Origin of the sequence: Carnobacterium sp. ISL-102 (genome assembly GCF_018612935.1) — a bacterium.
In the GTDB taxonomy this organism is placed as follows: domain Bacteria; phylum Bacillota; class Bacilli; order Lactobacillales; family Carnobacteriaceae; genus Carnobacterium_B; species Carnobacterium_B alterfunditum.
This window is the reverse complement of sequence record NZ_JAGGRF010000032.1, coordinates 1-15,262: the sequence shown is the minus strand read 5'-3', so window position 1 is coordinate 15,262 and position 15,262 is coordinate 1. Positions and strand designations below refer to the sequence as shown.

Sequence of the window (15,262 nt, the reverse complement as noted above, 5' to 3'; positions counted from 1 at the left end):
TAGTGAATAAAAATTCTATTCTCTAAAAACGATGGTATTCTCTGAATCAATTTGATATAATGAGAGAAGTTAAATTATATATGATCTTTGATGAAGAGAGTACTGCTAGAAATCATTTTAAGCGAGTTGGGATGGTGTAAGCCAACAATGTGACCTTTCAGGAAACGCACTTCGGAGAGAATAAAATTGGGTTACTATTCAGTTCAATATGTATTGATTACTCAACTTTTCCGGTTTTGTTTGCCGTTATCTAAAAACAAGTGGTTTCGTCATTTGACAAAACAACAAGAGTGGTACCGCGGGAAAACCTCGTCTCTTTTTTGATTAGCATAGAATCAAAAAAGAGACGAGGTTTTTTATGTATAAACTATTATATAGTAAATTTTGAACGCAAAAGTCGTTCGCATAGGAGGAAAAAGAATGGATTATGAATTAATGGTTGCACAAGCTATAAAAGAACAAATTGGTGATGCACTACCCATTGAAAAAATTGTCAACTTATTAGAAAACCCTAAATCTGTAGAACATGGTGATATTGCTTTCCCTGCTTTCGCTTTAGCAAAAGCTTATCGTAAGGCTCCACAACAGATTGCTGCTGAATTAGGTGAATCGGTCAACTCCCCTATTGTAGAGAAAATAGAGGTTGTTGGACCTTATCTTAACTTCTTTTTAAATAGAAAAGAAGTGAGTGCTGCAGTATTAAATGAAGTTCTAGTGAAAAGTGGGCATTATGGCGATGCAGAAATTGGTGAAAATAGAAATGTACCCATCGATATGTCATCACCAAATATTGCCAAACCGATTTCAATGGGTCATTTGCGTTCAACCGTTATCGGGAATTCTTTAGCAAATATCTTAAAAAAAGTCGGTTTTAACCCTATTAAAATCAATCACCTCGGCGACTGGGGAACCCAATTCGGTAAACTGATCGTAGGGTATAAACTTTGGGGCAGCGAAGAAGCTGTTAAAAAAGATCCGATTGGTGAACTTTTAAACCTATATGTTAAATTCCATAAAGAAGCTGAAGAAAATCCTGAATTAGATAATGATGCTCGTGAGTGGTTCAAGAAATTAGAAGACGGCGATGAGGAAGCCCAAGAACTTTGGAGATGGTTCCGAGAAGAATCTTTAAAAGAATTTAACTATATCTATGAGCGTTTAGATATCACTTTTGATTCTTTCAACGGTGAAGCTTTTTATAACGATAAAATGCAAGAAGTTATTGATTTGCTTGAAGAAAAAAATGTATTGACTGTGAATGAAGGAGCTACTATTGTAGATTTAGAAAAATATAACCTGAATCCTGCATTGATCAAAAAATCTGATGGTGCGACCCTTTACATCACACGTGACTTAGCAGCAGCAATCTACCGTAAACGGACATATGATTTTGCTTTATCTTTATATGCTGTCGGCAATGAACAAAGCAATCACTTTAATCAGTTAAAAGCTATCTTAAAAGAGATGGATTACGAATGGGCTGATGACATGCACCATATCCCATTTGGTTTGATTACACAAGGCGGTAAAAAGTTATCTACTCGTCAAGGGAAAATTGTTTTACTTGAAGAAGTTCTAGATGATGCCGTCGCTTCTGCACTTGAACAAATCGAAGAAAAGAATGCTGATTTACCAAACAAGGAACTGATTGCTGACCAAGTTGGGATCGGCGCTGTTATTTTCCACGATTTAAAAAATGATCGCTTAAATAATTTTGACTTCACCATTGAAGAAGTTGTTCGTTTTGAAGGAGAAACAGGTCCTTACGTTCAATATACAAGAGCTCGTGCAATGAGTATCTTAAAAAAATCTGGTTTAGCTGGTATAGATACGACAGTCAATTATCCTTTAGATGACGCTTATAGTTGGGAAATCATCAAATTATTACAAGACTACCCATCTGTTGTCAAACGTGCCTATGAAAAATTTGAGCCATCAGTTATCGCTAAACATGCGATTCATTTAGCTCAAGCTTTTAACAGGTACTATGCAAACAGTAAAGTACTTACAGATGATGCTCAAAAACCTGCTCGTTTAGCATTAGTTCAATCTGTCGCAACTATTTTAAAAGAAGATCTAAGATTATTAGGTGTACAATCTCCAGATCAAATGTAATATTCCAGAAGAAATTCATTTTAAAACACCAATATTATTTTTTAAGTAATCAATATATATAACAAAAATAGGGTCTGTTCATCAATTTTCTGATGAGCAGGCCCTTCTTCTTATTCTTAGCTAGTTATCCCGGTCTCTTTCCATTCACGATTCTGATACTCAAAAAAGGAACTGAGACAATTAAATTGTTCCAGTTCCTTTTTTATTCGTTTTCAAGCTTCATCTATCCAAGAATTCGTCAACGTAATTTTTCGAGCAAATTGTTTATTGAATTCTCTCTTAGCAAATCGGTTCATTTTGCGTTCTTCATACCCACTACAGACAAATTTTTCTTCATCTGTTTCAGGTTCGATCAGCGGAACAACGGCTTTACTTTTATCTGTATTAAAAGCCACAAAAGTTAAAAAGGCTGTAACTGCTAGATATTGTTCTCCAGTTAGTAAATTTTCTCCAATAACTTTGCAAAATACTTCTACAGATGATCTTCCAACACCAGAAACATAGGTTTCAATAGTGATGGCATCATTCCGTTGGATAGGATGCAAGAAATCTACAGAATCAGTCGAAGCAGTCACCGATTGTGTACGGATATGTCTCGTTACAGCTATTGAAGCTGCTATATCAAGCATACTCATAAGTTCCCCACCAAACAACGTTCCATGGTTATTTAATTGATTTGGAAGAATACTATGTGTTTGAACCACTAATGATTCACGACAGTGTTTTATAGGTCTTTTCTCATTCATCATTTAACAAATCCATTCTCTACTAATAATGCGATCCCTTGGCCACCACCAATGCAAGCAGATGCGATAGCATATTTTTTTTCAGGGTGATTTTTAAATTCATAACAAATTGATGTAAGGATACGTGCTCCAGACATTCCTAAAGGATGCCCTAATGAGATCGCTCCACCATTTGGATTTAAACGATCATATAATTCTGAATCTTTTTTGATTCCTAATTCTTTCATACAACCTAACGTCTGAGCTGCAAAAGCTTCATTGATTTCTAAAATCGCAATATCCTCAAGAGTTAGACCGTTTTGTTCTAAAACTTTATTGATTGCATAAACAGGACCTAAACCCATTACATTCGGGTCACATCCAACTACCGCAAAATCAACGATTTTAGCCATTACATCTAATCCGCGCTCTCTTGCAACAGATAACTTAGTGAAAATTTCAAAAGCAGCCCCATCATTTAGCCCAGATGAGTTTCCAGCAGTGATCGTCCCTTTTCCATCTTTACGAAAAGCCGGCTTTAATCTAGCTAAGCCTTCCATATTTGTCCCTGGTCTAGGATGTTCATCTGTATCAACTACTGTTACGTTTCCTTTTCGATCTTTCACTTCAACCGAGACGATTTCTTGAGCAAGTCGACCACTATCCATAGCGTGAGCTGTTTTACTTTGGCTATCTACTGCAAATGCATCTTGCTCTTCTCTAGTGATCGAATATCTTTCAGCAATCTTTTCTGCAGTGTCTCCCATATGGTGGATTTCAGTATAATCATCACTCGGTTGAGTATTTACATGAAGCGCTAAATTTGCATCAATGACGTTGAAGTTCCCTACTTTAAAGCCTTCCCATCTTGCTTCTAATGGCAAATAATATTCTGAACGTGACAAGCTTTCAACTCCGCCCGCTGCAATAAATTCCATATCCATCGTCATCAGTTCTTGTACGGCTGAAATAGCTGATTGGATCCCAGAACCGCATACGCGATTAACGGTCATTCCAGTAGACTGCTTCCTTAAACCTGCCTTCAATCCGATGACTCGACCAATGTTACTTTCCTCTTGTGTTCCCATTGCTTGACCTGCAATAACTTCTTCTATCTCTTCATTTGCTAAACCAGCTCGTTTAATGGCCTCTTTTAACGCAATGGCCCCTAGTTCACTTACAGGAACGGTCTTCAATCCTCCTAAATAAGCCCCGATCGGGGTACGGGCTGCACCAACAATTACAATTGGATCATCAGTTTTTAATCTTGGCATAAATTAGATCTCTCCTTAACGTATCGGGATGTATTCTTATTGATTATAATTCTTGTAAATAAGATAATCAAATGACATTGGCTTATTTTAAGCAATATTAAGAAAAGCTTTACCTTTAAAATAATGACAGTCATTTATTGATTTAATAAAAAAACAAACCAGCTTTAACCTAACGCTAGTTTGTCTGGCTGTATAATTTTTGGTGTGGATGAATAAATTAATTAAAAGACTCACCCAAAATTGATGGAGGAATAGGGTTGCTTGTAGCCATGTAGAGGATTCAATGAGAATTACACAACGTTGGCGCTTCAGCGATTACGTTGTGTTTGAAGCTTGAAAGCCGGAAGACTTTTTTTAGGCCTTCAGGCGGTACCATGGCTCCACAAGCAAACCCGTACATTCCAGAATAAATTTTATCTTGAAGCATCCACACCATTTGACTTACAGTCGTTTGTCTTATAATCAATCAAGTTTATCGTTTTCGTAGTGGTGCATTAATTCCAGTCCTTTAAAATCTTGCTGACGAAGAGCTTCATAAATTAAAATAGCTGCTGTATTAGATAAATTCAACGAGCGAACATGTTCGTCATTCATCGGGATACGTAAGCAATCCTCTTCATGTTCACGCATAAATTCTTCCGGCAAACCAGTTGTTTCTTTCCCGAAAAGGAAATAATGGTCCTCTTTACTTGCAGCATAATCAATATCGCTATAATTCCGATGACCAAATTTAGTGATCAAATGTAGTTGTCCATTTTGCGCAACTTCCATGAAGGCTGCTAGATTTTTATGATACGTAATATGAACTTGGTTCCAATAATCTAGACCAGCTCGTTTTAAATGCTTGTCATCTGTTTGAAATCCTAATGGTTCAATTAAATGCAAGTGAGTGTTTGTTGCTGCACACGTACGAGCTATATTTCCTGTATTTGCTGGGATTTGTGGTTCAAATAGAGCAATATGATTTGTCATGTTAATTAAGATCCTCCTAAAATAATTCAATTAATAAATCAGCTTTTTTTCTCTCTTTTATGTTGGATCACTTCAATTGCTTGATCGATCTCATGATAGGCTTCTTTGTCTGTTTCTTTCGCTAAAGCCTCTTTTAAAAAATCGATTATCATCTTATCTCTAGCTGAAACGATTTTTGCTATAGACCATGCCGCAGTCCCCCTGATAATGGGCCTGACATCTTCTTCGATACAACGAAACAAATCTGGTAAAGCAGATTTATCACGGTAGTTGCCTAAAGCAATAATAGCATTGCGTTGCAACGGTTTCTTCCCACGCCAAGAACCAGACATATGACCAAACTGTTCTTTGAAATCACGATTACTGATCGTCAGTAATGGTTTTAGTTTGGGCATGATACTTTCAGGTTCAGGCTCCATCTCAGGATGAAAATGAGCATTTTTCCCTTTGTTATAAGGACAAACGACCTGACAAATATCGCATCCATAAATAACGTGTCCCATTTTTCGTCTGAATTTTTCCTCCATCATCCCTTTGGTCTGGGTCTGGTAAGACAGGCATTGTCTGGCATTGATCTGCCCATCTCCAAGCAAAGCTCCAGTAGGGCAAGCATCTATACAGCGAGTACAGTCACCGCAACCAAAAGGAACGATTCTATCCGCTGGAAAATCAAGATTTGTAATGATTTCGCCTAAATATACATAAGATCCAAATTCTTCAGTGATCAGCAAACCGTTTCTGCCGATAAACCCTATTCCTGCTCGCTGTGCTACTGCTACATCAATTAGTTCTCCAGTGTCCACCATCGGCTTATAAGTTACCGTCTCTCCAGCTTCATGACGGATGTACTCGATCAATCGATTCATTTTATCTCGTAAAATATCATGATAATCGATTCCCCAAGATGCTCGTGCAAATTCACCGCGACGTTCCCCTTTCACCCTAGGTGGTGGATCATCAATTTTAGTTGGATAAGCTAACGCGATCGAAATAATAGAGCGCGGATTTTCAAAAATCAGTTTGGGATAAATACGTTCCTCAATTACTTTATGCTCAAATCCAGAATGATGCCCTAATTCTTGCTGTTTTCTTAGTTTATCTTCTAATTCATCAAATGGATCAGCCGTTGTAAATCCAATTTTATCGATGCCAATACGCTTACTTTCTTCAATGATTTTTTCTTTTAATGAAGTTGCTTCTCCAACCATAAGCTTCACTCCTATAAAATTACTTTTCATATTCATTTTATCGTATTTTCATATTAAAAACAAAAAATCTTTATGATCCATTCTACAGCTAAAAAAGAGCGCAAAAAAAACGCATCGCTTCGGTGTCCAGCACTGCGAAACGATACGTTAGTTAAGCCTATGACAGTTCACTAACTTTTATCAAAATCTGATGGATTCCTGATAAAAACGAATGACGTTTAAGAACTTATAGGTAATATAACATCGCTGTGGCATAGTTGCAAGGGTATTAGATAATGATTTTCCGTGAAACCGGTACATAATAACGAAAAGTTCACATTTTGTTCACAAATCAGTTTTATTTTTGTCCAATTAACACACAAACAGCAATCGTTACTTTATTCAATGGATGCGTTAGAGCATATTCTTTAGACTCAGGACTAGCACCCCAACTTAATGGTGTCATTTTCATTAAATCTTCAAACAATGCTGGCGTTAGTTCGAATGAATATTTAACGTGCTTGATTTCTAACGTTGGAAAATGCTCTTTAAATTTCGCGATCACTACCTCATTTGAGTACGTTTGTTTATCTTCTTGATCACGATAAAATAATTGCCTCAATTCAATTAAATAGTCTTTCTCGGGAACGACTTTGATCACTTGACCATCTTTTTTTAATAGGCGATCAAACTCTTTGTAATTTGAAGGCGAAAAAATATTCAAAATCGTATCATACTGCTGCGAAGCAAAAGGAGATTGGGCTAGATCAGCCACACACCAAAAGGCATTTGAAAAATGCGTAGCTGCTAATTGGATAGCATCCTTTGAAATATCGAAACCAATTTTTTGACCACTTAAACCTAATGATGCTAAATAATCAAGTTGAGAACCCTCTCCGCAACCAACATCTAGTGTATGACCATCTTCTTTTTTAGCAATACTTTTATAAAGTTCATCTAGTAAAGGATGAAATAGACCAGCCGTTGCAATATTGAATCTTGAAGATAACATCTCCTTATCGTATTCATTTTTTGTTCCTTTTAACAGAAAATAAAGGGTACCCTTTTTTGAAATATCAAAAAGATGTCCATTTTTACAACTCAAACTGTTTCCCTCGATTTGATCAAATGCATCTTTGCAAATAGGACATTGAAACAATTCACTATTTTCTTGCACAAATAATGCAGCTTTTGCTATTTTTTTCATATATACCCTCTTTTCATTCAAAATAATTGATTACATATCGTGTACTATTTTTCCTTACCCGTCTAATAATATACCATTTTTCATCGATTATTTCATAGATTCAATCAAAATGGCAGCTGTAATTATTTTATTTATTTTTTTCTGATTGCAATAAGAATGGCATTACCTGTTTAATCTAAAATTTAGGTAGCATATGCGTTGTAAACCATTGAAAGTATTTCCAAGTCTTATGTGTGAAGACATTCCGTCTAAATTGATTTAAGAAATCAGACTTAAAAAAAAGATGATTCACTCCAAAAAAAATAAAGTGTTCAGAACGAGAATCTTGTCCTGGACACTTTATTTTTGCACTTAAAAGTTAGTAACGGAACTATTTTCAGCCTTTGTTTCATCGATTTCCATTTTTGCTTCATCAACAACTGCTAATGAAATATCTTTCGCTTCTGAAGTTGTTTGACTTACTTGTTCTTTTAAACTTACAGCTGTGTATTTCACCTCAGTTGCGGCATCCATTAAGTTAGCCTTTAAATTTTCTTTGCTGCCGGGAACGCCATCTTTAACATCTTTTAAGTCAGATTTCAAGATTTGAGAATCCATTTTAATTTGTTCTGCTAATTGTTTTGAAACCAATTGTATATCTGTTTTCAGTTCAATCGCAGCATCTGTTGCAATAGCTTTGAAATCTCCGCCACGTTCTTTAGCAATAGACAGATAATCGCTAGATGATTCTTTCATCATTTCCGCTTTATCTTTCAGCTCTCTTTGGTACTCTTCTCCGGATTTAGGTGCAAATAAGAAAGCTGCCGCATAAGCTGCTGCTCCTCCGATTGCTGCTCCAAATAAAAATGTTCCTTTTGACATCTGTTCATCTTCCTCTCTGTAATAAGTGCTAGAAGCAACATTGGTAAGTAATGGTATATTCTAACACTAGTTTAAAGCTGCTTTTGCTTCTGCTCTTAGTTTACACTTTATCGATCCACACTAACAAAAATTATCCCTTACGTTTTATAAAGATAATCGTTTTTGGACACTAACGTATTCAATACATAAGCAGATAGCATCCATTGCTGCATCTAGATCAACTAGCGAAACCGGAGTTGGAGCTAAGCGTATGCTGTTATCCATTGGGTTATTGCCATAGGGATAGGTAGCACCTGCTTCTGTTACGGCAACACCTATTTTAGTTAATGCCTCAACGATTTCTGTTGCACAACCCTTTTCCGTAGTCAGATGAACAAAATATCCGCCTTTAGGCTCTGTCCATGTTAACCCCTCTTTACCAGCAAAATAATCCGTTAATTTCTGATTGATCAACTCAAATTTTGGTTTCAGAATAACCGCATGTTTTTCCATATGTTGAGTTACCTGTTTTTTATCTTTTAAAAATTTTACATGCTGCATCTGATTAATTTTATCAAACCCAATTGTCTGGTATGAAAGTTCTTTTGCTACTAAAGCAATATTTTTTTTACTTGCTCCTAAAGCAGCGACACCTGCTCCTGGAAATGTGATTTTTGATGTTGAACAAAACATCCAAGCTCGATCAGGATTTCCAGCTGCTTTACAAGCCGTCAATAAATTTTTAGCCGCATGCTTATCATTAGTCAAATGATGGACCAGATAGGCATTATCCCAAAGAATCATGAAATCAGCATCTTTTGTTTCCATGCTAGCTAATTGATCGACCACTTCATCCGAATAAGTGATACCGGTTGGATTGCTATAAGTCGGCACACACCAGATCCCTTTTATAGTTGGATCATTTGCAACTAATTTTTTCACTTCATCCATATCGGGACCATTCTCGGTCAATGCGATCGGGATCATTTCGATTCCTAAGTTCTCAGTCATCGCAAAGTGACGATCATATCCTGGACTTGGACATAAAAATTTAATAGGTTCCTTAAAAGAGCTGCCCATTTTTCTGGCGAATAATTTTGAAAGAATGACCAGATACATCAAACTCAAACTAGAATTTCCACCAATCAAGACTTCGTCTATCTCAGTTTTTAAAAGTTCTGAAAACAGTTTTCTAGCTTCGTAAATACCGGTCAATTCGCCATAATTGCGGATATCAACCGTACCTTGGCTCAAAAAATCTTCTGGTGAAGAAAGCAAACCAAGCATTGGTACAGACAAATCTAATTGTTCTTTACTCGGTATCCCTCTTTTTATATTTAAGTTCAAAGGATGAGCTGTATACTCATCGTATTTCGTTTTTAACTGCTGGTAGTGATCATTCAATTCTTCTGCTGTTTTTGTCATTTCTTTAACTCCTTTCGCTATACTCTTCTCAAAAAAGTATAGCGAAGAACAATTAAGAAAGCAAAACAAACTTATTGATTATTCATTTTGCTGTTTGCTTGTCCTAATTTTTTTCAGAAAACCATTTAACTAGACCGGTACAAGCTAAGAAAAGAATGCCTAATACAATGAAAATGCCCAACATACCATATCCCATCAGTTCCAGACCTTGCTGAAAAGCTTTATAATCAATATCAAACATCTTTTCACCACTTTCTTCTTCATAGATCAAGCAAAATAGCCAAGTAATAAGCCGCCAGCGATCACTGAAGCAATCTGACCAGAAACATTTGCCCCAGCCGCGTACATCAAGACAAAGTTTTCTTTATCTTCTTCTTGAGCCATTTTTTGGATCACTCGAGCAGACATTGGAAATGCAGAAATTCCAGCTGCACCGATCATAGGATTGATTTTTTCTTTACGAAAAAGATTGATAAATTTTGCAAATAATACTCCACCAACCGTATCCATAATAAACGCAATCAAACCAAATCCAATAATCAATAGAGAATCTAAGGTCAAAAATAATTCAGCAGTCATTTTCACAGAAATAGTCAGACCTAATAAAATACTGATAATATTGACCAGCTCATTTTGAGCGGTATGACTTAACCGATCTAAGACACCGCATTCTCTCAACAAATTACCAAACATTAAAAACCCTACTAAAGGTAAAGAAACAGGTGCTATAAATCCAGCTACTATAATGACGATGATTGGAAAAAGAATGCGAACTTCTTTTGAGATCATTATTGATGTATATGGCATGCGAATCAATCTTTCTTTTCTTGTTGTTACAGCCCTGATAGCTATAGGTTGTATGATTGGGACCAGAGCCATATAGGAATACGCGGCTACGGTAATAGGACCTAATAAATGCGGAGCTAGTTGTAAGGCTACAAAAATAGACGTTGGTCCATCTGCGGCTCCTATAATACCGATCGAAGCGGCTTCTAAAATATCAAATCCAAAAATGACTGCAACCAATATGGTGAAAAAGATACCAAATTGAGCAGAAGCTCCATATAATAAAAGAATTGGGTTTTGCAGTAATGGACCAAAATCGATCATCGCACCGATCCCAATAAAAATCAGCAATGGAAACAATTCCGTGGCAATCCCAAAATCAAATAAAACATTTAAGATGCCTTCTTGCTCCTGGTTATTTACAACTTGACTGACTAGGCCAGATTGCGGGAAATTCACTAATAATGTCCCAAGACCCATAGGAACAAGTAAGGTCGGTTCATATTTTTTTTTAATGCCCAAATAAATCAACGTTCCGCCAATTACCATCATGACAATTTGTCCAAGTGAAATCGATAATAAACCAGTAAAAAAAGTACTCAAAAAATCTCCTCCCTTACGATGGATCATCCGGCACTACCGTAAAAAAAATGTTAACTTGGAACAATGATCATCAAAGGTTCTCCCGCTTCTACTTCTTGACTATTTTGTACCTTTATCTTAAGCACAATGCCACTAACAGGTGCGACAATTTCATTTTCCATTTTCATCGCTTCAAGTAAACACACCGTTTCTCCAGCTTTTACGGATTGATTTTCTTTTACCTTTATAGAGAGTATTCTTCCCGGCATGGGTGCCGCGATCGTTACACCTTCTTGAGGCGTTGTGTTTGATTGGTTTGCACCCACACTTTCGATATCATTGGTTTTATTCGTTTGAGAAGACTCTTGGCTGAACTCGCCTTCTATTTCCTTCACTGAAACTTGGTAGCTTTTACCGTTTACGGTTATCTCATAATTTTTCATTAGCGCACATCCTTACCGAATTCGTTCAATTTTTGTTATCTGATAGCTTTTATCTTGCTGATCCTCATTAGCTAAAATCAATGCCATCAAAACAGCGACCATTTTTGTCTCATCATCTTCAGCCATTGCTGAAGAATCTTGCTTCGTCTGAACAAGCACATCAGTTTTGCTATTCATTTTAGCCGATTTTGAGCCTAATAGGATCAGTTGACGAATCAATTGCCAGCTGATAAGCACTAAAAAAATAACCAGTAGTCCAACAACGGCAATCACCACTATATCCAAATAAGAAAAACGTTCCATTTAGTCACCTCATTTTATATAGCCTGCTATTCTGATTGTTTGTTCCCAGTCTGATTTCTCTTCTTTTTGTGATACTTCTTGAATTGCATATTTTTTCAGTAGAAATTCTTTTCCAATTTGTGGAAATAGTGCATATGTCAAAACATCTTCATCCGTTTTTGCTAAAGTTCCTAATTCTTTTTTTAAGCGTTCAAATTCTGGTTGGATATGGTCAGCCGGTCGATCTGTAATAACTGGATCATTATAAATGATTTGCTTTCTAAAATCATCACTGATAGGCATCGGCGGACGTCCATATGAACCATGTAAATAGTCTTTGATCTCATTTGGGACCATCTTGTAACGTTCGCCAGCTAATACATTAAAGACGGCTTGTGTTCCAACCATTTGACTCATAGGCGTCACCAATGGTGGGAAGCCTAAATCTTTTCGAACCTGTGGGACTTCTTTCAAAACAGCCTCATATTTTTCAGTAGCATTAGCTTGCTTTAATTGTGCATATAAATTTGATAACATCCCTCCAGGAACTTGATACAAAAGAGCTTTTGGATCCACACCCATCATCTTCGGATCTAATAGCTGATTTGCCAAATATTTATCCCGAATAGGCTTAAAGTAATCAGCAATTTCCTCTAACAATTTAAGATTCAATTTTGTTGTAATTGTCCCTTCATTTAACGCAATAGCCATCGATTCAGTCGGAGGCTGACTCGTTCCTTCTGAAAAGGGAGAAATGGCTGTATCGATCATATCTACTCCTGCTTCAACGGCCAATAGATACGTCATTTGTGATACGCCGCTCGTGGCGTGTGTATGAAGACTAAGTGGGATCGTTAAACTTTTCTTTAACGATCCGACAAGCTCTTTTGCGACATAAGGTGTCAGAATGCCGGCCATATCTTTGATGCAAATAGAATCAGCGCCCATTCCTTCTAATTCTTTAGCTAGTTTGGTGTAATAATCGATGGTGTGGACTTCACTTATTGTGTAACAAATAACCAATTGAGCATGCTTATTATATTTTTTGACTGCCTTTAAAGAAGCAATTAAATTTCTAGGATCATTCAACGCATCAAAGATCCTAAAAATATCTATTCCATTTTCACTCGCTTTTTGAACAAATTTTTCTACGATATCATCTGCATAATGGCGATAGCCTAGCAAATTTTGCCCTCTTAACAGCATTTGTAATTTTGTATGCGGAGCACGCTCTTTTATGGCTCTTAGCCTTTCCCAAGGATCTTCATTTAAAAAGCGGATCGCTGCGTCAAATGTTGCTCCTCCCCAACATTCTAGTGAATAATATCCGACTTGATCCATTTTCTCGATAATAGGCAGCATCTCTTGTGTTGACATTCTTGTCGCCATCAAGCTTTGATGAGCATCTCTAAGAACGGTTTCCGTTATTTCAACTTGATGTTCTTTCATCTTCTTATGCCCCTCCTTAGTGAATAAAAGAGTTATTTATAAAGCCACCTTTGCTCTTATTTAGTAGCATCTTTAGTCAATGAGTTTTTGCATCGCTTCCAAGGCTTCGTCAGGTAAAACATTCATTTTATTTTTTTCTTGCTCTTCTTGAATATAAGCTATACGCATTTGCAACCGTTCTTGGACCAATTGACGATACTCCTGATCAGCAAAATTTGGTTCATAGCCATCTAACGCAAGATAACTTAGCTCATTGAACGTTCCGAATGGTTTAAACTCAGCTGTACCCTCAACGATCGATTCAATACTGCTTAATGTAACCGCAGGAGTAACTTTTTCATCTAAAAAATAACCTGTATTTAAAATATAGCAGTCGATATTTCGATCAGTAAATAAAGTTTTAAAATGATCAAAGTCCTCTTTGAGCGGATAAATGCGGAAAGGATTTGCATAAGGCTCGATCACCAATTTATTTACATCGATCCCTTTTTTTAATCGTTCAGCCGTTGAGCGTTTTGTAGCCAATGTAGCTCCAAATGTTGCAGCAAGAATAGGATCAGTCACCTTGATCACAGGAGGCAAACTATCATCTTTCATGATCCAATAGATTGCGTCGATCGGTTCATTAAATTTGTCTACACGATTTGAAGTAGAATAACGTGATTTGACCGTTCGTCCATTTCCATTTCGTAAATCTTCAGTCAAAAGAACTTTATCTCCATTCTCATCTAATGTAACGGCAACGTTTTGTACCGTTACAAAATAATCAATTTCAGGATGATCTGAAGGATAGTCTTGTGTTTTATCAAAATAAGACGGTTCCAATGCAATAGAAGAACCATCCGCTAGTGAAATAATAAAGGCATCATCATGTAAAACTTCAACCTCATATTTATTTCCGTGTTTAGCATGAGTCAAAGTCGATTTTCCTGAACCTGATAATCCAAAAAAGGCTGACACATAATTTTTTCCATTAGATAATGTGAATTTCTTTTGTCCACCATGACAAGCAACATATTCCAATCTATGAGCGATCCCCCAAGCCATCGTTAATGTCGCTTTCTTTAATTCTCCAAAATAGTTCATTCCTAAGATTACGGCTGCATTATGCTTTGAATCAAAATAAGCTAATCCCATAGGATAATCTGGATGATGCCATTCAGGATCTTGATAGATAAGAATATCGCCTTCATTTATGGCTCTAGATTGAACATATAATTCATTATATACTTCATTGCAAATTTGAAAATTCAATAACCAAGAATACATATTGTTTTCTTGACCAACTGGTACGGTCAAATGAGCCTTTACCATGAATGCAGGATCTAATCCGACATAAGCCGATCCCTTATACCGCATTTTTTTTTCACCTTGATAAATAGCTTCACGAATAATTGGAGCTAGTTTAGCATCTTCTTCAGGGTTTTCTCCCAAGATACGTTTTGCTGCAGCTGTTCTCCCGACTACAGCTCCACCATTTTCAACTAATACACTTGCCCCGTAAGGTAAGCCTAGTTTTTCCGGATGCTTGACCAACAAGTCTGTTACAATAGTATGCATTGAATCCTTAGCTAATAAGTAAGCTTCTTCGATTGTTTTTAATTCTTTAACATTATTTCCGTACATTGCTGTTTCAACCACCGAGCGTAAAGATGAAAATAATGGGTTACCTTTTCTAATCTCTGATTTGGAAAAATTTGATTTGGTTGACATTATATCTCCTCCTATTTCTAAAAAAACACATAGAAAAACGCTTTCATTTCTAACTTTTTTTAAAGCATTGACACCTTTATCATAACAGATTAAATAAAAAAAAGCCTTAAAAACGAAATCGTTCTTAGGACTTTAAGTATACCGGCGGCCGGAATCGAACCGGCACGCCCTTGCGGGCACAGGATTTTGAGTCCAGCGCGTCTACCAGTTCCGCCACGCCGGCATATGGACTACTTTTTTCATCTTTTCAAAAATAAGGCGG

Annotated in this window: 14 protein-coding genes, 1 tRNA gene and 1 other annotated feature; of the genes, 1 reads left to right on the top strand and 14 read right to left on the bottom strand. The window is 36.6% G+C overall.

All coding sequences use genetic code 11. The features are described from left to right. The first annotated feature begins 78 nt into the window (after positions 1 to 78). Positions 79 to 320: a binding site (T-box leader), on the top strand. A gap of 100 nt (positions 321 to 420) precedes the next feature. Beyond that, entirely contained in the window at positions 421 to 2,115 is a 1,695-nt protein-coding gene (gene argS, locus J7E16_RS09640) for an arginine--tRNA ligase (RefSeq protein WP_214891205.1), read from the top strand. A 212-nt stretch (positions 2,116 to 2,327) separates the two neighbouring features. Here argS and J7E16_RS09635 read toward each other — a convergent pair whose 3' ends face one another. The 14 genes from J7E16_RS09635 to J7E16_RS09570 all read right to left on the bottom strand — a co-directional run bounded on the left by J7E16_RS09635 (position 2,328) and on the right by J7E16_RS09570 (position 15,223). Further along, positions 2,328 to 2,861: an acyl-CoA thioesterase gene (locus J7E16_RS09635; protein WP_214891242.1), complete on the bottom strand. Its 534-nt coding sequence runs from the start codon at positions 2,859 to 2,861 to the stop codon at positions 2,328 to 2,330. Continuing rightward, complete coding sequence (locus J7E16_RS09630; RefSeq protein ID WP_214891203.1) at positions 2,861 to 4,114, bottom strand: thiolase family protein; 1,254 nt, start codon at positions 4,112 to 4,114, stop codon at positions 2,861 to 2,863. Before J7E16_RS09630 ends, J7E16_RS09635 begins: the two co-directional genes overlap by 1 nt. Before the next feature lie 462 nt (positions 4,115 to 4,576). Next, positions 4,577 to 5,086, bottom strand: a complete 510-nt coding sequence (gene trmL, locus J7E16_RS09625) for a tRNA (uridine(34)/cytosine(34)/5-carboxymethylaminomethyluridine(34)-2'-O)-methyltransferase TrmL (protein ID WP_034548823.1) — start codon at positions 5,084 to 5,086, stop codon at positions 4,577 to 4,579. 38 nt (positions 5,087 to 5,124) lie between these two features. Continuing rightward, positions 5,125 to 6,294 carry a tRNA epoxyqueuosine(34) reductase QueG gene (queG, locus tag J7E16_RS09620; RefSeq protein ID WP_214891201.1) on the bottom strand — a complete coding sequence of 390 codons (1,170 nt, stop codon included), beginning with the start codon at positions 6,292 to 6,294 and terminating at the stop codon, positions 5,125 to 5,127. 337 nt (positions 6,295 to 6,631) lie between these two features. After that, positions 6,632 to 7,480: a methyltransferase domain-containing protein gene (locus J7E16_RS09615; protein ID WP_214891199.1), complete on the bottom strand. Its 849-nt coding sequence runs from the start codon at positions 7,478 to 7,480 to the stop codon at positions 6,632 to 6,634. Positions 7,481 to 7,831: 351 nt separating this feature from the next. Continuing rightward, positions 7,832 to 8,341, bottom strand: a complete 510-nt coding sequence (locus J7E16_RS09610; RefSeq protein WP_214891197.1) for a YtxH domain-containing protein — start codon at positions 8,339 to 8,341, stop codon at positions 7,832 to 7,834. Between the two features lie 144 nt (positions 8,342 to 8,485). Continuing rightward, positions 8,486 to 9,745, bottom strand: coding sequence for an aspartate aminotransferase type Ic (locus tag J7E16_RS09605; RefSeq protein ID WP_214891194.1), 1,260 nt, complete (start codon positions 9,743 to 9,745; stop codon positions 8,486 to 8,488). A 103-nt stretch (positions 9,746 to 9,848) separates the two neighbouring features. Next, entirely contained in the window at positions 9,849 to 9,986 is a 138-nt protein-coding gene (locus J7E16_RS09600) for an OadG-related small transporter subunit (protein ID WP_170206183.1), read from the bottom strand. A 26-nt stretch (positions 9,987 to 10,012) separates the two neighbouring features. Further along, a complete protein-coding gene (locus J7E16_RS09595; protein ID WP_502756799.1) occupies positions 10,013 to 11,161 on the bottom strand; it encodes a sodium ion-translocating decarboxylase subunit beta in 1,149 nt (382 codons plus the stop codon). Positions 11,162 to 11,184: 23 nt separating this feature from the next. Continuing rightward, entirely contained in the window at positions 11,185 to 11,556 is a 372-nt protein-coding gene (locus J7E16_RS11545; protein WP_214891190.1) for a biotin/lipoyl-containing protein, read from the bottom strand. A 12-nt stretch (positions 11,557 to 11,568) separates the two neighbouring features. Further along, entirely contained in the window at positions 11,569 to 11,859 is a 291-nt protein-coding gene (locus tag J7E16_RS09585) for an oxaloacetate decarboxylase (protein WP_214891188.1), read from the bottom strand. A 9-nt stretch (positions 11,860 to 11,868) separates the two neighbouring features. Then, the gene (locus J7E16_RS09580) at positions 11,869 to 13,287 is read right to left on the bottom strand and encodes an oxaloacetate decarboxylase subunit alpha (RefSeq protein ID WP_214891186.1); all 1,419 of its coding nucleotides are present in this window, start codon (positions 13,285 to 13,287) and stop codon (positions 11,869 to 11,871) included. 72 nt (positions 13,288 to 13,359) lie between these two features. Then, entirely contained in the window at positions 13,360 to 15,000 is a 1,641-nt protein-coding gene (locus tag J7E16_RS09575) for a phosphoenolpyruvate carboxykinase (ATP) (RefSeq protein WP_214891184.1), read from the bottom strand. Between the two features lie 139 nt (positions 15,001 to 15,139). After that, a tRNA-Leu gene (locus J7E16_RS09570) sits at positions 15,140 to 15,223 on the bottom strand. Positions 15,224 to 15,262: the final 39 nt, after the last annotated feature.